Source organism: Acinetobacter sp. YH12231 (assembly GCF_013417755.1).
Classification (GTDB): domain Bacteria; phylum Pseudomonadota; class Gammaproteobacteria; order Pseudomonadales; family Moraxellaceae; genus Acinetobacter; species Acinetobacter amyesii.
This window is the reverse complement of record NZ_VPDJ01000008.1, coordinates 127,576-151,795: the sequence shown is the minus strand read 5'-3', so window position 1 is coordinate 151,795 and position 24,220 is coordinate 127,576. Positions and strand designations below refer to the sequence as shown.

At 39.4% G+C, this 24,220-nt stretch carries 26 protein-coding genes, 5 tRNA genes and 1 other RNA gene; 15 read left to right on the top strand and 17 right to left on the bottom strand.

Annotated features, from left to right (window positions below; all coding sequences use genetic code 11):
- Nucleotides 1–73: 73 nt before the first annotated feature.
- The 11 genes from panD to FTV11_RS06325 all read right to left on the bottom strand — a co-directional run bounded on the left by panD (nucleotide 74) and on the right by FTV11_RS06325 (nucleotide 6,215).
- Nucleotides 74–454, bottom strand: a complete 381-nt coding sequence (panD, locus tag FTV11_RS06375; protein WP_078191363.1) for an aspartate 1-decarboxylase — start codon at nucleotides 452–454, stop codon at nucleotides 74–76.
- A gap of 150 nt (nucleotides 455–604) precedes the next feature.
- Nucleotides 605–1,180, bottom strand: a complete 576-nt coding sequence (pth, locus tag FTV11_RS06370; protein ID WP_168378106.1) for an aminoacyl-tRNA hydrolase — start codon at nucleotides 1,178–1,180, stop codon at nucleotides 605–607.
- A 20-nt stretch (nucleotides 1,181–1,200) separates the two neighbouring features.
- A complete protein-coding gene (gene rplY / locus FTV11_RS06365) occupies nucleotides 1,201–1,497 on the bottom strand; it encodes a 50S ribosomal protein L25 (RefSeq protein WP_180007589.1) in 297 nt (98 codons plus the stop codon).
- A gap of 98 nt (nucleotides 1,498–1,595) precedes the next feature.
- On the bottom strand, nucleotides 1,596–2,549 hold the full coding sequence (locus tag FTV11_RS06360; protein WP_078191360.1) for a ribose-phosphate pyrophosphokinase: 954 nt from the start codon (nucleotides 2,547–2,549) through the stop codon (nucleotides 1,596–1,598).
- A gap of 37 nt (nucleotides 2,550–2,586) precedes the next feature.
- Nucleotides 2,587–2,661 (bottom strand) — tRNA-Gln (locus tag FTV11_RS06355).
- Nucleotides 2,662–2,752: 91 nt separating this feature from the next.
- Nucleotides 2,753–2,827, bottom strand: a tRNA-Gln gene (locus tag FTV11_RS06350).
- 28 nt (nucleotides 2,828–2,855) lie between these two features.
- Nucleotides 2,856–2,930: transfer RNA gene (locus FTV11_RS06345), tRNA-Gln, on the bottom strand.
- Between the two features lie 38 nt (nucleotides 2,931–2,968).
- Nucleotides 2,969–3,043, bottom strand: a tRNA-Gln gene (locus FTV11_RS06340).
- Between the two features lie 3 nt (nucleotides 3,044–3,046).
- Nucleotides 3,047–3,886, bottom strand: coding sequence for a 4-(cytidine 5'-diphospho)-2-C-methyl-D-erythritol kinase (ispE, locus tag FTV11_RS06335; protein ID WP_180007606.1), 840 nt, complete (start codon nucleotides 3,884–3,886; stop codon nucleotides 3,047–3,049).
- Between the two features lie 28 nt (nucleotides 3,887–3,914).
- Complete coding sequence (lolB, locus tag FTV11_RS06330; RefSeq protein ID WP_078191359.1) at nucleotides 3,915–4,493, bottom strand: lipoprotein insertase outer membrane protein LolB; 579 nt, start codon at nucleotides 4,491–4,493, stop codon at nucleotides 3,915–3,917.
- A gap of 9 nt (nucleotides 4,494–4,502) precedes the next feature.
- On the bottom strand, nucleotides 4,503–6,215 hold the full coding sequence (locus FTV11_RS06325) for a hypothetical protein (RefSeq protein ID WP_180005451.1): 1,713 nt from the start codon (nucleotides 6,213–6,215) through the stop codon (nucleotides 4,503–4,505).
- A gap of 78 nt (nucleotides 6,216–6,293) precedes the next feature.
- On the opposite strand from FTV11_RS06325, the gene hemA reads away from it, so the two are divergent.
- A complete protein-coding gene (gene hemA, locus FTV11_RS06320) occupies nucleotides 6,294–7,577 on the top strand; it encodes a glutamyl-tRNA reductase (protein ID WP_180073599.1) in 1,284 nt (427 codons plus the stop codon).
- 55 nt (nucleotides 7,578–7,632) lie between these two features.
- Here hemA and FTV11_RS06315 read toward each other — a convergent pair whose 3' ends face one another.
- Both FTV11_RS06315 and FTV11_RS06310 read right to left on the bottom strand, forming a co-directional pair.
- Nucleotides 7,633–9,561: a DNA primase gene (locus FTV11_RS06315; protein WP_180007593.1), complete on the bottom strand. Its 1,929-nt coding sequence runs from the start codon at nucleotides 9,559–9,561 to the stop codon at nucleotides 7,633–7,635.
- Between the two features lie 212 nt (nucleotides 9,562–9,773).
- Nucleotides 9,774–10,763: an outer membrane protein assembly factor BamD gene (locus FTV11_RS06310; RefSeq protein ID WP_067764275.1), complete on the bottom strand. Its 990-nt coding sequence runs from the start codon at nucleotides 10,761–10,763 to the stop codon at nucleotides 9,774–9,776.
- A 71-nt stretch (nucleotides 10,764–10,834) separates the two neighbouring features.
- Between FTV11_RS06310 and rluD the strand changes: the two genes are divergently transcribed.
- From rluD to FTV11_RS06270, 8 genes are all read left to right on the top strand, one after another.
- Nucleotides 10,835–11,887, top strand: a complete 1,053-nt coding sequence (gene rluD, locus FTV11_RS06305; RefSeq protein WP_180073598.1) for a 23S rRNA pseudouridine(1911/1915/1917) synthase RluD — start codon at nucleotides 10,835–10,837, stop codon at nucleotides 11,885–11,887.
- A 44-nt stretch (nucleotides 11,888–11,931) separates the two neighbouring features.
- Nucleotides 11,932–12,672 carry a peptidoglycan editing factor PgeF gene (gene pgeF, locus FTV11_RS06300; protein ID WP_180007594.1) on the top strand — a complete coding sequence of 247 codons (741 nt, stop codon included), beginning with the start codon at nucleotides 11,932–11,934 and terminating at the stop codon, nucleotides 12,670–12,672.
- 40 nt (nucleotides 12,673–12,712) lie between these two features.
- Nucleotides 12,713–13,264, top strand: coding sequence for a flavodoxin family protein (locus FTV11_RS06295; protein ID WP_180007595.1), 552 nt, complete (start codon nucleotides 12,713–12,715; stop codon nucleotides 13,262–13,264).
- Between the two features lie 589 nt (nucleotides 13,265–13,853).
- Nucleotides 13,854–14,930 carry a YafY family protein gene (locus tag FTV11_RS06290; protein ID WP_180073597.1) on the top strand — a complete coding sequence of 359 codons (1,077 nt, stop codon included), beginning with the start codon at nucleotides 13,854–13,856 and terminating at the stop codon, nucleotides 14,928–14,930.
- Nucleotides 14,930–15,652: a hypothetical protein gene (locus FTV11_RS06285; RefSeq protein WP_180007597.1), complete on the top strand. Its 723-nt coding sequence runs from the start codon at nucleotides 14,930–14,932 to the stop codon at nucleotides 15,650–15,652. The genes FTV11_RS06290 and FTV11_RS06285 overlap by 1 nt, the downstream gene beginning before the upstream one ends.
- Nucleotides 15,653–15,679: 27 nt before the next feature.
- Nucleotides 15,680–16,474: a PD-(D/E)XK nuclease family protein gene (locus FTV11_RS06280; protein ID WP_180073596.1), complete on the top strand. Its 795-nt coding sequence runs from the start codon at nucleotides 15,680–15,682 to the stop codon at nucleotides 16,472–16,474.
- Between the two features lie 24 nt (nucleotides 16,475–16,498).
- Complete coding sequence (locus tag FTV11_RS06275; RefSeq protein WP_180005654.1) at nucleotides 16,499–17,173, top strand: hypothetical protein; 675 nt, start codon at nucleotides 16,499–16,501, stop codon at nucleotides 17,171–17,173.
- Between the two features lie 3 nt (nucleotides 17,174–17,176).
- Nucleotides 17,177–17,785 carry a hypothetical protein gene (locus tag FTV11_RS06270; RefSeq protein ID WP_218950471.1) on the top strand — a complete coding sequence of 203 codons (609 nt, stop codon included), beginning with the start codon at nucleotides 17,177–17,179 and terminating at the stop codon, nucleotides 17,783–17,785.
- A 40-nt stretch (nucleotides 17,786–17,825) separates the two neighbouring features.
- On the opposite strand, the gene smpB is transcribed toward FTV11_RS06270, so the two are convergent.
- The gene (smpB, locus tag FTV11_RS06265) at nucleotides 17,826–18,299 is read right to left on the bottom strand and encodes an SsrA-binding protein SmpB (RefSeq protein WP_078191351.1); all 474 of its coding nucleotides are present in this window, start codon (nucleotides 18,297–18,299) and stop codon (nucleotides 17,826–17,828) included.
- 137 nt (nucleotides 18,300–18,436) lie between these two features.
- Here smpB and coaD point away from each other — a divergent pair, with 137 nt between their 5' ends.
- The 4 genes from coaD to FTV11_RS06245 all read left to right on the top strand — a co-directional run bounded on the left by coaD (nucleotide 18,437) and on the right by FTV11_RS06245 (nucleotide 19,749).
- Nucleotides 18,437–18,928, top strand: a complete 492-nt coding sequence (gene coaD / locus FTV11_RS06260; protein ID WP_078191350.1) for a pantetheine-phosphate adenylyltransferase — start codon at nucleotides 18,437–18,439, stop codon at nucleotides 18,926–18,928.
- Nucleotide 18,929: 1 nt separating this feature from the next.
- Nucleotides 18,930–19,193, top strand: a complete 264-nt coding sequence (locus FTV11_RS06255; protein ID WP_078191349.1) for a YfhL family 4Fe-4S dicluster ferredoxin — start codon at nucleotides 18,930–18,932, stop codon at nucleotides 19,191–19,193.
- 26 nt (nucleotides 19,194–19,219) lie between these two features.
- Nucleotides 19,220–19,599, top strand: an RNA gene (rnpB, locus tag FTV11_RS06250) — RNase P RNA component class A.
- 73 nt (nucleotides 19,600–19,672) lie between these two features.
- A tRNA-Met gene (locus FTV11_RS06245) sits at nucleotides 19,673–19,749 on the top strand.
- 445 nt (nucleotides 19,750–20,194) lie between these two features.
- On the opposite strand, the gene FTV11_RS06240 is transcribed toward FTV11_RS06245, so the two are convergent.
- Nucleotides 20,195–20,773, bottom strand: a complete 579-nt coding sequence (locus FTV11_RS06240; protein WP_180011572.1) for a hypothetical protein — start codon at nucleotides 20,771–20,773, stop codon at nucleotides 20,195–20,197.
- 161 nt (nucleotides 20,774–20,934) lie between these two features.
- Here FTV11_RS06240 and FTV11_RS06235 point away from each other — a divergent pair, with 161 nt between their 5' ends.
- A complete protein-coding gene (locus FTV11_RS06235) occupies nucleotides 20,935–22,356 on the top strand; it encodes a P-loop NTPase fold protein (protein ID WP_180048746.1) in 1,422 nt (473 codons plus the stop codon).
- Here the strand turns inward: FTV11_RS06235 and FTV11_RS06230 are convergent.
- On the bottom strand, nucleotides 22,353–22,976 hold the full coding sequence (locus FTV11_RS06230) for a CatB-related O-acetyltransferase (RefSeq protein ID WP_180009716.1): 624 nt from the start codon (nucleotides 22,974–22,976) through the stop codon (nucleotides 22,353–22,355). The genes FTV11_RS06235 and FTV11_RS06230 overlap by 4 nt on opposite strands.
- Nucleotides 22,977–23,060: 84 nt before the next feature.
- Nucleotides 23,061–23,471, bottom strand: a complete 411-nt coding sequence (locus tag FTV11_RS06225) for a RidA family protein (RefSeq protein ID WP_180005422.1) — start codon at nucleotides 23,469–23,471, stop codon at nucleotides 23,061–23,063.
- Between the two features lie 139 nt (nucleotides 23,472–23,610).
- Between FTV11_RS06225 and FTV11_RS06220 the strand changes: the two genes are divergently transcribed.
- Nucleotides 23,611–24,198: a TetR/AcrR family transcriptional regulator gene (locus FTV11_RS06220; RefSeq protein WP_180021942.1), complete on the top strand. Its 588-nt coding sequence runs from the start codon at nucleotides 23,611–23,613 to the stop codon at nucleotides 24,196–24,198.
- Nucleotides 24,199–24,220: the final 22 nt, after the last annotated feature.

The window sequence follows — 24,220 nt, the reverse complement described above, 5'->3', positions numbered from 1 at the left end:
TCAATAATGCATAGTTCAGCCATAAAAAAGCCCGCAAATTTTGCGGGCTTTTTAGAATCTTTAAATGCTTGAATTAAGCGACTTGAACCGGAATACAGTTCGCTGTGTGGTTCACCGTGTTGTTTGGGTTCGCATAGACTAAGCGTGGCTTATGTGCATTTGCTTCAGCTTCTGTGAAATCACCAAAAGTTGCGATAATCAACAAGTCGCCAATATCTGCTTGGTGAGCAGCACCGCCATTTACAGAGATAATGCCAGAACCTTCTTCACCACGAATGGCATAAGTGGTAAAACGCTTACCATTAGTCACGTTCCACATATGAATTTCTTCATATTCACGGATACCGGCTAAATCTAGAAGAATACCGTCAATTGCACAAGAACCTTCATAATGTAATTCTGCTTGTGTAACGACGCAACGGTGGATTTTAGCTTTTAATAAACGAGATAGCATGGCTAGCGTCTCCTTGGTAGACCTAAGATCGTATCTTATGGTGGAACAATCTCTTGAATGCTGGGTGAGCAGTCAAATGCAAGCGCATTTTGCTCTGAAATCATTCAGATGGCAATAAGTATTGTTCAACAATTTGTGGAATTGTCAGTTCTATTTGTAAGCGTTGATCTGGTTCATGGCTTGCTGAATCTCACCACTTACCAACAATTTAGTACGTGATAAGGCATGTGCAATAGCATCATCCATTAAGCCTTGTTCACTACTTGGTGCTTTACCTAAGACATGGCCTGAGACACGTTCTTTAGAACCAGGATGACCAATACCAATACGTAAACGATGGAAATTTGGACCAATATGCGGGACGATATCGCGTAAACCATTATGACCACCATGACCACCGCCCGTTTTCAGGCGAATGACACCCGGGTTCATATCGAGTTCATCGTGTGCGATAAGCATTGCTTCAGGAGCAATTTGATAGAATTTAGCGAAGGGAACAACACTTTGACCAGAGAGATTCATAAAGGTTGTAGGTAACAGCAGACGAACGTCTTGACCTTCGATATTACCACGACCACTGATGCCTTTATATTTAGGATCAGCTTTGAGTTGGATGCCATATTGTTCTGCAAGGCGTTCTACAAACCAGAAGCCTGCATTATGGCGGGTTTGGGCATACTCAGAACCTGGGTTACCCAAACCAACAATCAGTGAAAGTTTACTCACTCATTTACACCATTTAACACTTATGCGCGTTTGAAGTCAGCGTGCATAGGAGTGTTTTTAGCTGGGTGACGTTGTAAAGCTTGGATTTTAACGCTTTCAGTTTTACCGTCAATGTTGATTTCAACAACTTCTTCAAAGAATGCGTTGTTTTCTAAAGCTTTAACAAGTTCGCGAAGTTCCAAAGTAACTGCTACAGGTTCAGCTGCACCACCGTAGATGATTGCTGGTACTTTATTTTGAAGACGAAGGCGGCGGCTCGAACCTTTCCCTTGTACTGCTTCTTCACGTGCTACTGCATTTAATACGAAGTTTGCCATGATAGACATTCCTATTTAAGTTTAATTGACTAGACCTTCGACCAGTCTAGTGATAGAAAGCCCCACCAAAAGGCAGGGCTTTTAAATTTAGCGCTATATTATAGATAAGAATCGAACATTGCGCTAATAGATTCTTCGTTGTTAATACGACGAATTGTTTCAGCAACCATACTTGCAACTGAAACTTGGCGAATCTTACCAAGAGCTTGAGCTTCTTCTGAAAGCGGAATGGTGTCTGTTACAACCAATTCGTCAATCACAGAGTTTTTCAAGTTTTCTAAAGCTTTACCAGAAAGTACAGGGTGAGTTGCGTAAGCAACAACTTTGCGAGCACCAAAAGTTTTTAGTGCGTCAGCAGCTTTACACAATGTACCTGCTGTATCCACCATATCATCAACGATGACACAGTCACGGCCTTTAACGTCACCGATCAAGTGCATTACTTGAGATTCATTCGCTTTTTGACGGCGTTTGTCGATGATCGCAAGATCGATATCACCCATTTGCTTAGCTACAGCACGCGCACGTACTACACCACCAACGTCAGGAGAAACAACCATTAAGTTGTCGTGTGACTGTTGACGAAGATCTGCTAAAAGTGCAGGAGTACCGTAGATGTTGTCTACAGGAATATCGAAGAAACCTTGGATTTGGTCAGCATGAAGGTCGATCATGACAACGCGGTCAATACCAACAGTTGTGAGCATATCTGCAACAACTTTTGCTGTAATTGGCACGCGGCTTGAACGTGGACGACGGTCTTGACGAGCATAACCAAAATAAGGAATGACAGCAGTGATACGACCAGCACTTGCTCGACGCAAAGCATCAGCCATAACTAAGATTTCCATAAGGTTATCGTTAGTTGGAGCACAAGTTGGTTGTACGATGAATACGTCTTTACCACGAACATTTTCAGTAATTTCGACAGCGATTTCACCGTCAGAAAATTGACCTACAGATGCAGCACCTAGAGGGATGTGAAGGTGGCTAACGACTTTTTGGGCGAATTGTGGATGTGCAGATCCACTAAAAACGACAAGATTGGGCATGAAGCACCCTTGGCGGTTGGCAAATTGGAGAATTAGATGGCAGGGGCGGCTGGATTCGAACCAACGGATGCCGAGATCAAAACCCGGTGCCTTACCACTTGGCGACGCCCCTAATGCGGCAGAACTTTAATATTTTTACGGTATTTTGTCAAGTTGAAACAACAAAGATACTGCAAATTATGCTCTGTCTTTTTTGAAGTAAATGGCAGGGGCGGCTGGATTCGAACCAACGGATGCCGAGATCAAAACCCGGTGCCTTACCACTTGGCGACGCCCCTAAATTGATGAAATAGCGAATAAAGTAAATGGCAGGGGCGGCTGGATTCGAACCAACGGATGCCGAGATCAAAACCCGGTGCCTTACCACTTGGCGACGCCCCTAATACTTTACAGCAATTACATCTACAGGTGAAAAATGATGGCAGGGGCGGCTGGATTCGAACCAACGGATGCCGAGATCAAAACCCGGTGCCTTACCACTTGGCGACGCCCCTATATCAAACTTCAAAATGACGTAATGGTGATTCTTGCAAACTGCGAACCAAGTAAGATTTACATGGTGCATTTTTCAATATGTCATCAATATTCATATTTTCAGTCACTTCAGTAAATACACAAGCACCTGTACCTGTAAGCTTTGCTGTACCGAACTGATCTAAGTACCGCATTGCTTCATCGACTTCGGGATATAAGCTTCGTGCCACAGGCTCAAAGTTATTTCCAAAATCAGATGGCGTTTCCTGATAGCCGCAAAATTTAGTGGGCTTTGAGTCTCTTGTCAACGTTTTTTGTGAAAAAAGCAGTTGAGTGCTGATAAAACAGTCAGGTTTTAATACAATGTACTGTTTTTGAGCTAAATCTATGAATGTTAAGTGTTCACCGATACCTTCTGCCCATGCATTTAGACCATGTACAAACACGGGAACATCTGCCCCAAGTTGTAAGCCGAGTTCTGCAAGTTGTTCGGTATTTAGACCACATTTCCACAGTTGATTGAGCACAATAAGGGTTGTTGCTGCATTGGATGAACCACCACCGAGCCCTGCACCCATCGGAATATTTTTTTCGATGTGGATTTTTTGTGCAGTCAGTGCTTTAGCAAACGGTTTGAGTATTTGAGCAGCACGATAAATTAAATTTTGCTCTAGATTGACGCTGTTTAAGCCCTCAATTTGAATAAAATTTTCATCAGCAGAATTTGCAAGTGGGTGAAATTCCATCCAATCAGATAAATCGATGAGCTGAAAAATCGTCTGCAATTCGTGATATCCATTAGGACGTCGGCCAGTAATGTGCAAAAACAAATTGAGTTTTGCAGGAGAAGGTACACGAATCATGGAAGTCATAGCTCAGCTTTTAGGCAAATTAACGATTTTGAATCACCATTGTAATACGGTTTTCCTGACCGGATTCAAGTGCTTGTTTTAAAATTAACTTGTTCGGTACCGTCGCAGTCTCGTTATAGCTTAGGTCAACCGTCCAACCATCTTCAATAATCTGTTGTGGGCGCTGTGCAGTATCGCGTTGAATTTTTGCTTGTGTGGTTGCAGGGCGCGCCTGTACCCAGTCGACGAGGTGGGTAATGGGAGCTTGCCAACCAGTAGCACGTTCCAGTAATTCTTCAGGTGTTTCTGCTTCAATTAAACCGGTTTTTGCACTGTTTAACTGAACTTGACCGGGTTTACCGCTGATTTGAGTTTTTCCAACACCTAATATGCCACTCAGTTCGATATCATATTCATTGCGGTCTTGAACCCAAGTAAAAAAAGCACTTCCTGACTGTTGTGGCGTGCGCACACCAATCTTACCTTGTAAGTTGAATTGATTTGCAGCGACTTCTTCAGGGCTAGGTTGAGCGGGTGTTTTAACATATTGCTGACAACCGGTAAAAAATAAAGCGCAGCAGGTCAGGGCAGATACCCCAAATTTTGAAGATACTTGCATAAACTCTTTCTAACTCTTTTTCATGGGTTGGGGTAACAATAACGAATGTAGTTGCTCTAATTGCGGATCATTCGGATGTTTTTGTTGGAGTTGTTGTAACAACGCGTCAAATTTATTCATATCACCTTGCATGAAGACTGATCGTGCGTAGCGAATGCCAATTTTTAAACTATTACTCAGTTCATACGCTTTGGCCAAAACAGATGCAGATGTACTAAAATCATTTTGCAAATAACAAATATAACCGAATGTATCTAAAATTGAGGCTTGCTCAGGAGCATATTCCAAGGCATGTTCGACATATTTTCGGGCTTCATCTAAGCGTCTATTTTGTACCGCCAAAGTATAGGCATATGCATTTAAATAGGTCGGGCTATTGGGTTCAATTTCAAGTAATTGTTTTAGTAATTGGTCGAGTCTATCTTTATCTTGATGGGCGTCGAGCAGTAGAACTTCGGCATAAATGAGCTCTGGATCTTCAGGTAAGTTTTTTACCGCTTCATCAAGTAAACGAACTGCTGCTTTTTTATTGTTCATGCGTTTTAAAATATCTGCCTGAGCAAGATATAAGAAACTGGCATGTTGAGGATAATTAACCCGCTCTTGGGTTAAAAAGCGCAGTGCATCATGCAGCTTATTTTGCTGGCTAAAAATGCTGATCATATTGCGCCGTGAAACTGTATAAAGACTGCCATCAACAAGGCGATAATAGGCTTTTGCCGTTTCATAATGCTGTTTGCGTTCAGCATTTACTGCGAGATAGTAATACGCTTCATTTTGGTATTTGCTCGAATAACGTAACTCCACCAAATACTTTTCGGCTTTTTCATAAAGCTCTAAGTCAATACTGGTCAGACCTGCCATAAATAGCGGTTCTTCAGCAGATGGCCACTTCTTTAGTATATCTTCGAGTTTTTCTAGACCTAATTCTGACTGATTGATTTTAATTAAATATTTTGCTTCTGCTAAGCGAACTTCCATATTGTTGCGGTGTTTACGGCTGGATTTTTCGAACCATTTTAAGGTTTCTTCTTCATCACCTAACGACATAAGTAAATTGGCTTTCATTAAGATATAGCCAGTCACTTTCGGGCGTTTTTTTAGTGCTAAATTAATTGTGTCTAAGGCATCAGCAAAGGCACCATTTTGAGCTTGTAAACCTGCGACTAAGACCAAAATAGAGGGATTGGTTTTTTCTTTGCTGGCGGTCAGTGCTTGGATCAGATAAGCACGATCTTCCTCTGACTCAGGGGAAATACCCGCCAAAATTTGTTCTAAATCTGCATTCGGGTCAATGGTTAAAATTTTATCAAGTGTTTCTGCGGCAAGCTCATATTCATGGGCTTTCAGGGCAATATGTGATAAATAAAATAATGCCGGGACATCTTCAGGTTCTTGGACGACCCAATGTGTGGCAATGTCTAAAGCTGCTTGTAGATCATTTTGCTCAATTGCAACGTTTAAAGCACGTTGTTTGACCATGGTGGATTTACTTTTGATTGCAAGCACGGTGTAATTATGAAGCGCGGTTGGGATGTCGTTATAAGCTAAGGCAAATTCTGCAATCATACTTTGTTTAATTGCATCATATCCTGAATTTGCATGGTAAACTTCTCCCACGGCCCGAATTGGGGCAGTAGAAGCCATGCTACCAACAAGTAAGAATGTGGTAGAATACTGCTTTATTGTCTGGCCGTTCAGTCGGCTATTTGTTAGACGCAATTTTTCTTGATCCAAGTAATGCTTTTTATGACGCCGATAATGCACAATAGCATAAATTTAGCGAAATGATGATCTGATATGTCTTTCTTTGCATTGGGTGTCAACCATCAAACCGCCTCTGTAGAACTGCGCGAACAGATTGCATTTAACCCTGAAAAGTTAACAGCGCTGCTTGAACAGCAAAGCCATGCACCTGAACTCAATGACATGGTGGTGGTGTCTACATGTAATCGTACCGAAGTCTATGCGATGTCTGAAAATGCAGACGTGGTATTGAATTGGCTCGCCCAATCAAATGGTATCGATGTAAAGCAATTGTCAAATCATGTGTATCGTTATGAAAATGCACAAGCGGTGACACACCTCATGCGTGTGGCTAGCGGCTTGGATTCGCTCATGCTTGGTGAGCCTCAAATTTTAGGTCAAGTCAAAACGGCTTTGTCCTTAGCCAAAGATGCCGAAACCGTTTCCCCAAATTTAAACCGTATTTTTGAATATGCCTTTTATGCGGCAAAACGTGTGCGTTCTGAAACAGCCGTTGGAAGTCATGCGGTGTCGATGGGCTATGCTGTTGCTCAGCTCGCTTTACAGGTCTTTAGTCAGCCTGAAAAATTGACGGTGATGATTGTTGCTGCTGGTGAAATGAATAGCTTGGTTGCAAAGCATTTGGCCGAAATGGGTGTGGGCAGAATTATTATCTGTAACCGTACACGTGCCCGTGCCGAAGCTTTATCGCAAGAGATTGCTCATCGTGTAGAAGTTGAAATTATTGATTTTGCAGATTTGGCAGACAATTTACATCGTGCAGATGTAATTTCAAGTTGTACCGGAAGCTTGCATCAAGTGATTTATTTTGCGGATGTCAAAGCAGCACTGAAAAAACGTCGTTATAAACAAATGCTATTGGTTGATTTGGCTGTACCACGAGATATTGAAGCCAAAGTTGAAAGTCTAGATGGCGTTTATTTATATGGTGTCGATGACCTGCAAACTGTCATTGAAGAAAATTTGGCTCAGCGTCGTCAGGCGGCAGTTGAAGCCGAAGTCATGGTCAATCAGCTTGCGACAGATTTAATCACGCAGCAAAAAGTGAATTTGGCTGGCTCGACGATTCATGCATACCGTGAACATGGTGAGTCATTGCGTCAAGAAGAACTGGCTTTGGCGCTGAATCGTCTACAAAAGGGCGAAGATGCTGCGAAGATTATGCAAGAAATGTCACATCGTTTAACCCAAAAGTTGCTGCATCCAACTTCTATCGTGCTGCGAAATGCAGCAATGGCGGAAGACCCTGCTTATTTTGAAATGTTAGAACAAAATTTAGTTAATGTGGCTGAAAATCGCCGTAAACCAAAAAAATAAATAAGCTGATTCATTGAATAGCATGTCGTTCACAGCTTGAACTTGAAGTTAAAACTTAATCTTCAAGGAGGGTGAGCGATCTTTTTTTATCAATATCATAAATACGTTGTTTTAAATTACGCATTTCAGCAAGGCTAGAAAACTTATTCGACTTGATCTTGAGTTGTAAGAATTGATATTGCAATTTTGTCGATAAATCTGCTGCAAGTTTATCTGCCTGTTCAGGTGATGACGTATAGTCACTGATATTGGCATGCTCTAAAATATGTTGTAATTCATGATGATGCGCTGCACATGCACCGAGTACATAATAGGTCGATAACTCTGGGTCATCAGGCAATTCATCAAAAATCACATTGAAAATATTTAAAACGTGATAAAGCAAGAGATCTTGTGAAACTAAGGCGCGTAAAGGCTCAAAATGAATGTAGAGATAAGGATGATTGATTAAAATCGCAATCACATATTCTTCGGCATCAATTTTTGTACTAAAGCTCAATGATGCATCATTATTGACTTGAGGCTGCCACTTTCGGCTAAACCCTAATTTTTCACGGAAATATTGTTGTAGCAAATAACGATATGAACCACCTTTCGGCAACAGTTCAGTGAGCTGTCTGAGTTCACCCATCACCTGACTTTTACCTTCAGGTGAACTGACATCATGATTTTGCGTTAAATGTGCAAAAACAAATTCAGAAAGAAGCGGTGAGGTGTGCAGTAACCGTCGAAAATTTTCAATACCTTCACGACGGATCAATGAATCTGGGTCATGGTCATTCGGCAAAACAAAGAATTTAAGTTCACGTCCATCATTCAGTAATGGAAGGGCAATTTCGAGCGTACGTCGAGCTGCTTTTTGACCTGCGGAATCTCCATCAAATGCAATGGTAATACGGCTATTTTGCTTAAATAAAATGTTTAAATGTTCAGTATTACTGGCAGTCCCTAAAGTCGCTACAGCGCCATGAATGCCATATTGCTGTAGGGCAATCACATCCATATAACCTTCGACCATTAACCAATCTTGGGCTTTTTGTTTACGGCCTTCATATAAACCATAAAGTAACTGGTTTTTATGGAAAACTTCAGAGTCTGGGGAATTGATGTACTTCGGTTTGATTTCATCATTTAGGGCACGACCACCAAAACCGACCACACGACCTTTCGCATCTCGAATCGGGAAAATCACCCGCTCACGCAGTAGGTCAAAGTCACGACCACTATCACTAGTTCGAATCAAACCGAGAAGTTTGAGTCCTTCGATATCCTGTGGAAAGGCTTTTTCCAGATGTTGCCAATCTTCAGGGGCATAGCCTAAGCGCCAATAGGCGATGGTGTCTGCACTGAGACCCCGTTGTTTAAAATAAGCTTGCCCAATTGGACTGAGCGGAAGTTGTTGCTCATAAAACTGTGCGACATTTTCCAGCAAGTCATATAAGTTTCCGTCTTGCGGCACATCTTCAAATCCATTGGTAACTTGGTCAAAGTGAGCAAACGGATCGTTCCCATAAAAGGCATCTTCGTTATTTTGAAACTCAGCAAATGGGTCGTGTTCGAAATTTACTGCAGCAGGATTTGTGTCGGTTTCGCCTGTTTTGGGTGGCAGAGCTTTTGCTTGGATTGGAGGTTTTTGTACAGGTTTGGGTTTAGATTCGCGTTTATATTTGAGTTTATTGGAATCGTTATTGTCTTTCGGTAGTTCAATACCCGTTTGGCTAGATAAATCCTTCATTACTTCGATGAAGTTACGGCTACCAATATCCATTAAAAAACGGATGGCATTACCATTGGCCTGACAACCAAAGCAGTGAAAATATTGTTTATCACGATAGACATGGAAAGATGGCGATTTTTCCTGATGGAATGGGCAGCATCCTGAGTAGGTGCGTCCAGTCTTTTTCAATTTCACAAATTGACCAATCACATCGACAATATCGGTGCGATCTAAAATTTGATCAATTGTATGTTGAGGAATGGCCATGCTGTTTTATCTGTCTATCTATTGAATTTGGGCAGTTCGTGAAATATGTTGAAATCAGCAATGCTGTAAGTTCAGGTGGAGATGCAGTACAGCATCGTCCATCGAACTATTGTATACCTTTTAATCTAACCGAATCTGTAGATCCTGAAAAGATAAAAGGGCAAGTATTCTAACTTGCCCTTTGTGAAAAATCGACCTTCGTTGCGACTATATTATTCAGCTGCTTCGGTCGATTGTGTTTTTTCATCTTTTGGACGATCGAGTAAGCCAAAGCTTAAACGATTAGTCAAACTACGTTTTTCTTCATCGGCCTCAACTTCAGACGGGTTTTGTTCCGTTAAAGTTTGGGCTTCTTTACCAAAAATACCTAAGGTCGCACGGTTAATAAAACTACCTTCACTACGTGCGGCACGCATATTCACGGTACCGTCGGACTTAACCAATTTAGGGTAGTTGAGCTTCAGCACTTCAATATATTGTTGAGATGTTGTTTTATCACCGAGTTTGTCATAGCCATAAGCGACAGTTGCTAAAGCTTCGGGTACTTGCGGTGCTTGCGGGTAGTGTTCAATCACCCAAAGTGAGCGCTCAACCGCAGCTAACCATGCTTTACGCTTTACGTTGAAACGTGCAGCATTCATTTCGCTTTCAGCCAATTCTTGGCTAATAAACTTCATGCGCTGTGCGGCATCAACAGCATATTCGCTTGAAGGATAACGACGAATAAAGTCGACAAAGTTCTGGTATGCCACTTTTAAATAGCTGACATCACGGTGTGACTGTTTTAATGACGTATAGCGAAGTAAACCGTTATAGTTTTGCTCCATGTTTGACACACCACGCACATAGTAAGCGTAGTCAACTTGTGGATGCTGTGGATTCATACGAATAAAACGGTCTGCAAGTGCGATTGCACCTTCATAGTCTTTTTGCTGAAATTTTACATACAATAGTTCAAGTTGCGCTTGCTGTGCATAGTTACCCGTAGGGTAATAGGTTTCAAGTGCTTCAAGGTGTTTTGCCGCATCTGTATATTGGTTACGTTCAAGCGCTTTTTTTGCTTTTTCGATATAAACCTGTTCGCTTGATTGTGGACCTGTGTCGACCACTTCTTTCTTTGGATTACTGCTACAGCCTACCATTGCCGATGCAATGCCTATAGTTAGAGCAAGCATTGTCATTTTATATTTTGGTAGCGACATAAAAATTCCTCTGTTAATACGGGCAATGAGCTACAATTGAACTATTAAACCACTTTTGTCTGAATGAGCAAATGAGTCAAGCACAATCTTCCAATTCTAATTTCCCTGAAACTGATTTCAATTTACTTGAAGATTCTGAGGATGCAGATAACCATACTTCAGACTCAACTGCAACACGTTTATCGTTGCAATTTCAATTGGATGAAAGCTATTTAGGACAACGTATCGACCAAGTTTCTGCGCTGGTTTGGACTGATTTTTCTCGTGAAAAACTCAAACAATGGCTCAAAGAGGGCCATTTGTTGGTCAATGGTAACACTGTCAAGCCAAAGTACAAATGTGAAGGCAATGAGCTTTTAACACTCGAAGTTGAGCTTGAAGCACAGACACGCAGCTTACCTGAAGACATTCCATTAAATATTGTCTATGAAGATGACGATATTATGGTGATTAACAAACCTGTGGGTATGGTAGTACATCCGGGTGCAGGTAATAGTAGCGGAACGTTAGTGAATGCAATTTTGCACCATTACCCAAAATCTTCAGAGTTGACCCGTGCAGGTTTGGTGCATCGTATTGATAAAGACACCTCAGGTCTGTTGGTTGTTGCGAAAAACCTCGAATCCCAATTTTCTTTAAGTAAGCAATTGGCGAAGAAATCGGTTTACCGTATTTACGATTTGATCGTATATGGCAACATTATTGCAGGCGGTACAGTGGATGAACCAATTAAACGTCATCCTGTTGATCGCATTAAAATGGCTGTCTTGCCGGGCGGTAAAGATGCGGTAACTCACTATAATGTGAAAGAACGTTTCCAAAACTTTACCCGTGTTCAAGCACGTCTAGAAACGGGTCGTACCCATCAAATTCGTGTGCATTTTACTTATATCGGTCATGGTCTCGTTGGCGATCAAGTGTATGTACCACGTGTACGTATGCCTGCAGGCGCGTCGATGTTATTAGATGACACTTTACGTGGCTTTAAACGTCAAGCGTTACATGCAGTTAAATTGGGTCTCGTTCATCCACGTACAGGTGAAGACATGATGTTTGAAGCACCATGGCCTGAAGACTTTAACCAATTGGTTGAAGTTTTACGTAGCGAAAACAAAGCTTATTAAGTTTTAAACTGATTTACACGCCATAGATAGAAAAGGACGGCAACATGCAATTTGTTCAGGGACTTCCACAGGGTGTTTTTGTGGGACAAACTCGAGTTCATCATGATCAGACGCAACCCGCTGAACAACCTGAACTGGCAGGATTTAATCTGGCATTGCATGTGGGAGATGATGCAGCGCGTGTGCAAAAGCACCGGATGCAATTGCTCAAAGACTTTGCTAAATATGGCGTGAATAAAATCAGCTGGATGAACCAAACGCACAGTACGCTATGCCATCGCATTGATGAACAGATCAACTTTGTTGCACCCGAAGGCGATGGTATGGTCACGCAGTCTAAACATCATGCCCTGATGATGATGACCGCAGACTGCTTACCCGTGGTTTTGGGTAATGCTGATGGGACTGAAGTTGCCAATCTGCATGCAGGTTGGAAGGGCCTGGCTAATGGTATTGTGGAAAATACCATTGCAGCTATGCATACTCAGCCAACATGGGCGTGGTTGGGGGCAGCCATTTGTCAAGAGAGTTTTGAAATTGGCGCAGAAGTCAAAGCTGCCTTTTGTTCAAAATACCCAGAACTTGAAAGTGCATTTAAAGCTGGTGTAAGGGAAGGCAAATATTATGCTGATCTTTATGCGATAGCGCGTTATATTCTTGCATTACATGGGGTTAAAGCCGTAACAGGTGGCGACCAATGTACCTTTTTGCAAGCTGAAGAATATTTTTCTTATCGCCGCGAAGCGAAAACAGGACGTATGGCAACATTCGTCTTTATGCTTTGAAAATGCTAAACTTGACTGAATCTATCGACTTTTAAATGTTATGTCTTTGACTGCTAAATCTCTTGCTGTTGTTTACCACAGTCCCTATGGGCACACTGCCAAAGTGGCGAATTTCATTGTACAAGGTGCAGAAAAAGCCGGTGTAAAAGTCCATCTCATGAATGTAGAGCATGTGGATTGGGATGAATTGGACAGTGCAGATGCCATCGTTTTTGGATGCCCAACCTATATGGGCAGTATGAGTGCGGCAATGAAATTATTCATGGAGCAATCATCTAAACGCTGGTTAGCACGGACATGGCAAGGCAAGTTAGCCGCTGGTTTTACCAATGGTGGCGGCTTAAGTGGAGATAAATTGGCAGTATTGCAGCAAATCAATTTATTCGCCATGCAGCACGGCATGTTGTGGAGCGGTCTTCCATTGATGCCAACTGGACGAAGCACAACAGATTTAAATCGGATGTCGAGCTTTTTAGGTTTAATGACACAATCGGATAATGCGCCTGTTGAAGTCACGCCACCTGCGGGTGATTTAGAAACCGCTATTTGGTTTGGTGAATATATTGGATTGTTGCTCAATAAAATTCATTAACTAATGTTACGCAGTAACATCAGAAGCGTCATTTGATTCAAATAAAGCGATACGCGGCAACGTCATCCGCAAGTGTTTGAGACAGGACTACATCTATTTAAAAATGTTTTTGCGATACTTTGAATAAGTAGACGCTAGTGAACGAGTTTTGCGGTGAGGAGCATTGCTCCGCAAGATGGTTTTCTTGCGAAGCTTCGCTTCTCATTTTGCCGAATGAGAAACATCGTTTCGTAAGAGTATCTCCAGCCGAAGGCTAATCCCTTTATTTAAACCCTAGATGTAAGACTCCGTCGAATAGACTTAAAAAGCATTTTAAAAATGCGTAATTACTTTTATATGCGTAACATCAGTCATTAATTTATAAGTGTATTGATTGATTTTTTTGATCGCAATGTATTAAAAAATTAAGGTTTTTTTATTTTAAATTTGACTTACTCTTCACCCTAAAAAAATCAGCTACTAGACAATCAGGAAGTCCGTGCCAACTGTTTGTGTGGGTTGAATTTTTGCTAAATTTATTTTGTGGGACATCATTTGTCCTACAAAGTTGATATGCTTTTTCATAACGTCAAATGTATGAAAGATCAAAATGAAAAAAGCACAATCAAAATTATTAAAAAGATTATTAACCTTATATAAGGTTTTACCTCGATATCCTCAAGAATTTATTTCAATTGTGTCCTTAAAAAATAAGGTTCGGAAGAATTATTCAGATTGCATCGATGAGGCATCTATCATTAAAGCAATACGTAGAGATCTTGATTTATTACCAGAATTTTTAATTTCTGGAGAGTTGATTGTAAAAGCTGGCAAAGGAAATCAACCTGCAACTTATCAGCTCAGCCGAGATGCGTGCATAGAACCAATGTCTAAAGAGTTAGCACTTATTTTGGTTATGGCAAATGAATATTTACATCATAGTCTACCTGATGAAATTTATGAAAAAGTTGAGGGTTTTTTTCAATCTGCTGAATTGCAACTTCAGCAGAATACAAAATTGGATGATTGGAATAGACGTGTGCGATTTATTCCTGATGGATACGGGGAGACAGAGAAGGCGCAACATTATGTTGAAATGCAACAGTTGATTTATAAAGCATTATTACAGGGTGATGTTTGGCTTAAAGCAAAATACCGAAAAGAAGGTACGCAGCAAATTGGAAGCTATATGTTAAAGCCTCAAGGAATTGTTCAATATGGGCAAAAACCATACTTGATGGCAAGTAAAATAGATTCTAAAAAAAGCGTATTAAGAACATTTAATATTTTAAATTTTGAATTTTTAGAAATAGTTCCTGAGAAAATAGCAATTGATATAGATGCATATGATTTAGATGATTTAATTGAAAAACGCGAGTTTGAAGATGCCTATTTTAACCGTGAAGAAATTGACATTTTTTTTGTGTTTCAAGAAATATTATTGGATGAGCTGACGCGTAATCCTTTGGGTGATTGTCAATCTATAGTAAAAATAGATGAAGGTTATTATGAATTAAATACAAGTTGTATTTTTACAATGAGCCGTATGGATTGGTTAATTCAAAATGCTGAGTATATACAAATTATAGGACCCGATGAATTAAAGGAGGAAGTTGCGGATCGGATAATGAGAGCAGCTGAAAAGCATGAAGTTTTTAACCAATTAAATTTTGGAGATTATGAGTAATGTCTTCAAAAATATCTATGATTAACCAACTTCTTCATTTATCTGAATTAGTAAACTCATGTTATTTGATAGAAGAAGTGCTTAGTGAAAATTTATATTTAGCAATAGAACAGTTGATCCGTAATGATCAAAATAAACGATACCCTGATGTGCGCTGGCATACGGTTAGATGGGATGTCTGCGCAAACTTTGAGTATAAAGAAATTTGGTTTTCTCCGATTTTGGGGAGTAATATTCAAACAAATCACCAACATTTAAATATAGATGAGTGCTATGCATTTTTTAAGTTAACGATTCAGAATCATGATAAAAAAGAAGTTTATTTGGATGATTATTTTGCAAATAACGGAAATCGTTTACCAACGGTAAATTTTTTTAATCATACAAATGGTTTTGTTTGTATTCAATTTCATTTAAATAAAAACATGATATACAAGAATGATCAACAAACATGCATTTCAAAAGCAAGGAGTTGGAAAAAAAAGAGGAATGAACTTATTCAGCAATACGGTGAGCTCACAACATTTGGTTTTAAATTAAATGAAAGTGAAGGTTATTGGTATTTAATTATTGAAACTCTTGATCCAGTTCAAGTCGCTACGGATTTTGAGAATAAAGAATTTATAGGTTCACTGGATCCTGTTAAAGATGCCTTTAAAAAAATATATCAGGCTTTAGATATATTTGATTTAATTGAAAAGAAGGCAAAATTATTAATTTAAAAACGATTTAGAATGTTGGGGGTATAATTGGAATTTCAGGATATAGCGAAAAATTCCTCTGAGAATTTTTTAACACATAGTGTATGTTTAATGGAAACTGAAATAGTTTCTGCTAAAGAACAGAATTGTTCGAAACAGTTAGAAGCTTTTTTTAAAGCTTGGCAAAAGATAAGTCTTGATATACCAACACCTGAAAAAGTCATCAGTGTTGATCATTTGAATTTAAGCAGGTTTTTTGATGCCTATAAGAAAGCCTTATTTCTTGTTCTAGAAGCTAGAGAAGCAGGCTTATTACTAAATGTCTGGAAAAATTCAGGTTTAGGCAGTGATGAAGTTCGTAATTCAAAGGTTTTGAAATGGTTTCTAGATTGTAGTGGTGATCATGGTCAAGGTAATAAGATACTATTACAATTTTTGAAACTGTTAGAAGCTCCTTTTTGTGATTTTCAATCAGAATTTTATTCTACTATCGAAGAATGTTGTCCGTTAGGTAATTTAGAAAGTAGAGTGGATATAGAAATAGATGCACCAGAATTTTTACTCTTTATTGAAATAAAAATTCATGCAAATGAGAGTTTCCAGCAATTAGAGCGTTATAGAGGAATTGCAAAGAAAAAAGCTGCAGGAAGACCTTGGTTAGTCGTTTATTTAACAAAAGATGGAAATCTACCAACAGATTATTTAGATAATGCTGAGGGGTTACGTGGGCTTTCATGGGGAAGAATGGCTAAAGCATTTAAAAAATATGTCAATAGTCAGAACTTAAATAATCGAAGCCTATGGCTATTAAGCCAGTTTGCTGATCATACAAAAACGTTTTAAAAAAATTGAAATTAGGAGAATCAAATGAGCAATATGCAAGCAGTGGAACTCATCATCAAGAATATTGAATATTTGGAGGATGCAAAAAGACTATTAGAAGGTGAAATTTCTGAAAAAATATGTGCGGCTTTAGACAGTAAAATACATAATCTTATCGACGATTTTGAAGATAAATGGGAGGGCGTATTTAATTTTTATGATAACTGTTATATCCAGTTCTCACCTGAAAAATGGCGAGCAACAAATGGAGATAGTTTTAAACACCAACAGTTTTATGCGAGATACTTTTTAGGCTATGAAAGTGATGAAACTGGTGGTGATTCGGTGGAATGGTTTTTAATGGCTTTACTCAAAAATGATAAAGATAAATTGGTTTTCAATTTTTATCCTTGGAGAGAAAATTTTATAAAGTGTACAGCAAAAGACTGGAAGGATTTTGCGAGTGAAAGTAATCAAATATATCAACAAATAGAAGAATTTGGCTTTAAATATAATGCAAAGCAAGGAAGTTGGTACTTAATTATTGATGGAATTGATTCTGAAAAACTGATTGAAAATTATGAAAGTGAAACAATTGAAGATGCTTTAGATCCTTTTGAAATCGCATTAAAAAAATTACAGCAAGCACATCCGTATTTCGACGCAATTGTAACATCTGCGAAAAATAAATTTAACAATGAAGCAATTGGGGGTGTGTAGATTATGAATGAAATTTTTTGGGAAAATTATCCTTCAAGTTCAGTAAAATTAACAAATAAAGATGACAGAATATTTTTATTATTTGAAGGTAAATCGGTTGAATATGGGCGTTACTTCTCAGGAAAGATTGAGCTGCGCCTTTCATTAGAGGAACAGGTTGCTTCGGGCTTAATTCAATACCGTTATCAGGATGGTTTAGAGGAAGAGTTTACTTATAAGTTGACAGGTGCATTTGAAGATGACTCTTGGGAGTACTTTACAGGTAATTGGGAAGAAAATGGTGAAATTGAAAATTTTGAAGCTTTATTAGAATTCAATGAACAAGAGATTTCAAACTTAATTAATACAGAATCGAATAATGAAATCATTGATTTGAGTGATAATGAAACACGAATAAATATTACTAAGAAAAAAAATATTGAACGTCAAGGTGCTATGCGTCAGCGTGCTGCAAGAAGTGATGCGCGAGTAAGAAAGATTCAGCGAAGTATCGAATTATACTATGGTTTACCACAGGGTTCAGTAAAACTAATTAATCCAGATAAAAGTATCATTCACCCATCTGCAAAAATAGGCACGCTTCGAGAACGATGGCTATTTGAGGACGTTTAGTATAAAAAACCTCCAAAAAAGGAGGTTTTTTTTAATGAACTTATTTATGAAAAATACGGGCTTTATCGCGTTGCCAATCACGGTCTTTTTCCGTTGCACGCTTGTCGTGAAGCTGTTTACCTTTTACTAGGGCGATTTCAAGTTTGGCATGAGGACCTTTCCAGTAACATGCCAAAGGCACACATGAATAACCTTTTTGGTTAATCGCACCTTGTAGTTTTTCAATTTCACGGCGGTTCAGCAATAATTTACGAGTACGTGTTGCTTCAGGCACCACATGTGTCGAAGCACTCAGTAAAGGTTGCACTTGAGCGCCGAATAAAAATGCTTCACCATTTTTAAACGTAATATAGCTCTCTACGATAGTCATACGACCCGCACGCATTGATTTGACTTCCCAGCCTTGTAATGAAAGACCCGCTTCAAATTTTTCTTCAATGAAATAATCGTGACGCGCACGCTTATTTAGGGCAATCGTACTGCTACTATTTTTTTTAACTACTGCTTTCGTCATAATCAAAAACTTCCAAACTTAGCACTATTGTACCCGAACTTTGAATAAGATGAAGTTTTTAAATTTACAAGCTGACTTCACCTATAAATCAAGATTTTGTTAAAATACCCATCTACAAAATAACAGAGTACAACTGGATGTCTAAAACTCGTGTAATTTATCCGGGCACATTCGATCCAATTACTAATGGTCATATCGACTTAGTGACACGTGCATCACGCATGTTTGACGAAGTTGTCGTGGCAATTGCAATTGGACATCACAAAAACCCTGTGTTTAGTCTGGAAGAACGTGTTGCACTAGCGCAAGAGTCTTTAAGTCATTTGTCAAATGTTGAGTTTGTAGGTTTTGATGGGCTGTTGGTCAACTTCTTTAACGAGCAAAAAGCAACAGCCGTGTTACGTGGTTTACGTGCAGTTTCAGATTTTGAATATGAATTTCAATTGGCAAATATGAATCGCCGTTTGGATAGTAAATTTGAAGCCGTGTTCTTAACCCCATCAGAGCAATATTCGTTTATTTCATCTACGCTCGTGCGTGAAATTGCACGTTTAAATGGTGATGTCACTCAGTTTGTACCACAAGCTGTTGTGGAAGCCTTTAAGCGTAAACAACAGCAAGGTTGGTAGAGTGTCTTTATATATCACTGATGAATGCATCAACTGCGATGTCTGTGAACCTGTATGCCCCAATGAGGCGATTTTCATGGGGGAGCTCATTTATGAGATTAACCCTGATTTGTGTACGGAATGCGTTGGGCATCACGATAAACCGCAGTGTCAGTTGTTCTGTCCAGTGGATTGTATTCCATTGGATCCGGCACATCCTGAAACTCAGGAACAGCTTCAACAAAAGTACGAAAAACTAACTGCTCAAAAAACATCAAGCAATTAGTTGTCAGATTTGTTAGAATGCGCCCCGAAGTGAACCAGACGATCGCTGCTGTGTATAGGTCTCCGTGACTAAAGCAGGGGAGGAAAGTCCGGGCTTCATAGGGCAAGGTGCCAGGTAACGCCTGGGCGGTGTGAGCCGACGGAAAGTGCAGCAGAGAGTAGACCGCCTTCATTATGGTTTCGAGTAATCGAAATCGGAGGTAAGGGTGAAAGGGTGCGGTAAGAGCGCACCGCGTGTCTGGTAACAGTTCACGGCATGGTAAACCCCACCGGAAGCAAGACCAAATAGGGATCCTTTAGGCATGGCCCATGCTGGATCCGGGTAGGTCGCTTGAGCGTATGAGTGATTGTACGCCTAGAGGAATGATCGTCCTCGACAGAACCCGGCTTATCGGTTCACTTCAACAAATTTTGATCAAATACGCGCATTATGGGCTTGACGATATTTAAATATCCCTCCATAATGCGCGCACAGTTTAAGGCTATGTAGCTCAGTTGGTTAGAGCACCGCACTCATAATGCGGGGGTCACAAGTTCAAGTCTCGTCATAGCCACCATATTCAAAAAAAGACCACTCCGATTGAGTGGTCTTTTTTTGTTTCGACGTTTTAAAATCGAAAGTTTTATCATCATAACTGATGTTAAGCAGTAATATCAGAAGCGCTATTTGATTCAAATAAAAGAACGATACGCGGTAAGGTCATCCGCAAGTGTTTGAGACAAGACTATATCTATTCAAAAATATTTTTTGCGATACTTTGAATAATTTGACGCTAGTGAACGAGTTTTGTCGGTGAGGTGCATTGCACCGCAATATGGTTTCCTTGCGAAGCACGCTTCTCATTTTGCCGAATGAGAAACAACGTTTCGTAAGAGTACCTCCAGCTGAAGGCTAATCCCTTTATTTAAACCCTAGATGTAAGACTCCGTCGAATAGGCTTAAAAATCATTTTTTAAAAAAATACGTCATTATTTTAAAGGCGTAACATCAGATCTTAAATATCATCGATAGACAAAACGACGCATACCTGCACGTAAGGCAAATGCGCCATGCATATATACGCCACCGAGCCAATACGGCACATTGTAAATATCTTCATGGCGATATTTAACTAAAGTAAACTCAGCCAATAGTCCTTCAAAGAACATGCCACCAATGGCAAGCATGATGGCCAATATCAGTAGCCATGTACGCTCATAGCTAAATAGCCAGCGAATAAAAAAGCTCAGGTAAAAAATCCAACAAAGTGCTTCGGGATGAAAATTACCAAATCCGCTGAGTATGTAGACGATGGCAAATAGTATTAGGCTCTCGACGAGGGGCGCAGTGCCGTCATGATGACAACTGAGCTGAGTCATCACATAGTGTTTAAGTAGTTGTGTAAGTTGAATATAGCTAAATGCCATGAAAGCAAAGGCAATAAAAAAGCCGGGGAATACCCACCAAGCCTGATGGAAAAATAATGGGTTGGGATAACTAAGTGTTTTTGTATAGACATGAATCGCATCGCAAAAAGTTGCGACGACTGCTGCCAGCAGGGCAAGTATAAATATGCCTGAGAATTGAGTGGTTCTCGTCATCATTCATCCTGAAAAGTGGGTCTTTTTATTTTATGAGTTCTTTATAGTCTGAATTTGAGGAAAAGGCTATGACAAGTTACGAGATGCTCATGGGTTAAATGTTAATTTATAGCGCTACTGCTATACTCAATACATAGTTAACTTGATGAATATAAATAGAAATGATGGATAACCAATTAAACTGGCCTAAAGATAATTTTGAGAATATTGAAACTGCATGGGAAGGTGATCTTTGGCATCGCCGTCGTTTAGGAGAGCAGCTTACAAGTTATGTTGATCGCTTAAACTGCGGTGCTGTTCTTGCTTTGGATGCACGATGGGGTGAGGGTAAAACGTGGTTTGTTCGTAACTGGGCGAAACATTTAGATGATACTCAGCATAACGTGATTTATTTGGATGCGTTTGCAAATGATTATTTGGAAGATCCTTTTTTGGTTATTGCATCTGAAATTGCTTCAAAGTTAGATAAAACAGCCGAAAATAAGCCCTTAGTGCATAAATTTAAGAAAGCAGCAGCAGTTATGCAACAAGGACTTTTAACCTTAGCTCCAACACTCATTGCTTCAATGATTAGCTGTGCTTTAACTGGTGGGCTAATTCCACTGATTAAAATTGATAGCGAGAAAATTACAGATAAACTTGATGATGCAATTGATAAAGTAACAGAAAATATTGGAGAAAAAGTTACTGAGGCAATTCAAGCTAAGATTGATAGTTATGAAGAAGAGAAAAACTCCATAATTGCTTTTAAAGCAACATTGGCACAGTTAGCAGAAAATTTAGATAAGCCTTTAGTCTTTATTATTGATGAATTGGATCGATGCCGCCCTGATTTTGCAATACGTTTAATTGAGAGGATCAAACACTTTTTTGATATTAGAAAAATAGTTTTTGTATTGGTAATGAATAAAAACCAACTTATAAATGGTATTCAGCATATTTATGGATATGACAATGAGAGTTCGAAAATATATTTAGAAAAATTTATCGACTTTGAGATTCCCTTGAGAAATCAAGTAAATATTCTGGATAAAAATAAATCTAATTTAGAAGTAATTTCAAAATTATTAAAATTGGTGGGAGAAGAGTCCGTAGATATTGCTTTAGTCGTGCTACTTAGTATTAGTAAAGATATATCCACACGGGAACTTAAGAGGAAAATTAATCTTTATGCTTTATTAAAAAAAGAAAAATTAGAAAATAATATTTTTATCGCTTTGGGAGTAATTAAAGGGGCAAGGGATTTATTGCATGATATGGAACGCATTGCTGTGTTAATAATGAAAATGAAGCAAGGTAATGAAAATGTTTCTGGTCTAAATATGGCTCATTTTAATATAGAAAACTTTAAAGAAATAGTTGAGAAAGAGTTTAATGTTGAGTTATTGATAATTAATGATTATCTTGAACACGTAAGTGCGATGGAAGACTTACGTACCCGCTATCAGCATAATACTTATGAAATAGAATATACTAAGTTTTTAAATAAATATGCATTTAAGCCGTCAGAAGAAATGCAATATCATTTATTCCAGCAGCAATACTTTAACTATATCGAAAACAGTGTATGGCTAGAGGATTAATCAATCTTAAAATAATTTATCAATAGTTCTACATCATCAGTCTGCAACTGTTCCCGCATATTTAAAAACTGCTTTTCATCTAAGTCATAGAGCTTAAGGGAAAGTAGTTTTTTGATATCTTCTTCAGGAAAGCGATATTTAATTACTTTAGCAGGGACTCCGCCGACAACAGCATAAGGTGGCACATCTTTAGTCACCACCGCACCAGTAGCTACTACAGCACCTTCACCGAGTGTAACACCTTGCATAATCATCGCACGTGAGCCGATCCAGCAGCCATCACCAATGATTGTGTCACCCGCAGGGACAAAACTCCGTGTATCAAACGGAAATGCCGAAATCCAGTCTGTGCGGTGGAGTTGGTTACCGCCCATCATAATCACGCATTCTGCGCCAAAACAGACAAAATTACCGATATGTAACTGGTCTATCGGCTTTTCAGCTGTTGCAGGTTTATCGTGCAAATAACGCACCACACAGCGCTCAAAACCTTGATCCCAATATGCAGAATAATATGAATAATTACCTTTGATGTGAATATTAGGGTTCTTCACTGTTTTAGAGATGAACTCAAATTCACACCAATGATTTACAGGTGAATTAATCAATTTTTCAGACATAAACAGTACAACTTAAAAAGGGTAAACCATTATAACCAATTGAACTGATGTCATGCGTCGTTCATTCCTATTAAAAATCAATCGCTAGACCGAAGTGTTTGTAGGGAGGTTTGGGATCCGAGCAATGACTTTAATTTCAAAATCAAAACCTGCAAGCCAATTAACACCTATTGCTGTCCAGTTTGGATAAGGCTTTTGTGTAAACACCTCATTTTTAACTTTCATGATGACTTCAAATTGCTGTTCAGGGTTTGTATGGAAGGTGGTGACATCGACAATTTCATCGAAAGTACAGCCTGCCGCAGCGAGAGTATGGCTAAGATTCTGGAATGCTAGTTTTACCTGTTTCTCAAAATCAGGTTCAGGACTGCCATCTTCACGGCTACCGACCTGGCCTGATACAAAGAGTAAATTTTCCGATTTAATAGCAGCAGAGTAACCATGCTGTTCATACAAGGCATGGCGATCTTGGGGAAATATTGCAATTCTAGTCATGTTTATTCTCATTCAATATCTGGTTTTAAAAGTGGGGGGAAAGCAGCTTTATTTTTGACATACGTATCGTATGTCAACATAATTGACATACGCCTGGTATGTCAATTAAAATTTTTGTGATGATGAGGTAATCAAAGCAATGTCTGTTCGTGAAAAAAAAATGGCGGCAACCCGCAAGAAACTGATTGAAGTGGCACGCCGTACGTTTGCTGAGTATGGCTATGCAGACACCTCAATGGATAAACTCACGGCAGAAGCAGGGCTGACCCGTGGTGCGCTGTACCATCATTTTGGCGATAAAAAGGGCTTATTTGCTGCTGTGGTTAATCAAATTGATTCAGAAATGGCTTTATCTGCCCAGAAGTATCTGGAGCAACCCGAAGATCTTTGGGAGGGGTTGATGCTTGAGGGGAAAACCTATATTGAAAATGCCTTGAATCCTGAGTTTCAGCGAATTGTATTACGCGACGGACCTGCGGTATTGGGTGATCCTGCGCATTGGCCGAGTCAAAACAAATGCTTGAAGTCTACACGTGAATGCGTAGAACAGTTATTGGCAGCAGACCGAATTAAAGCAGTGAATTCTGAAGCGGCAGCCATATTTTTAAATGGAGCAGCCATGAATGCGGCGCTTTGGGTGGCTTCTAGCAAGAATCCTGAGCAGGTGTTGTCAGAAGCATTACATGCCTTTCAACTTTTTGCATCAGGATTATTAAAAGAAGGATAGAGCAGGGGTATAATAATTATTT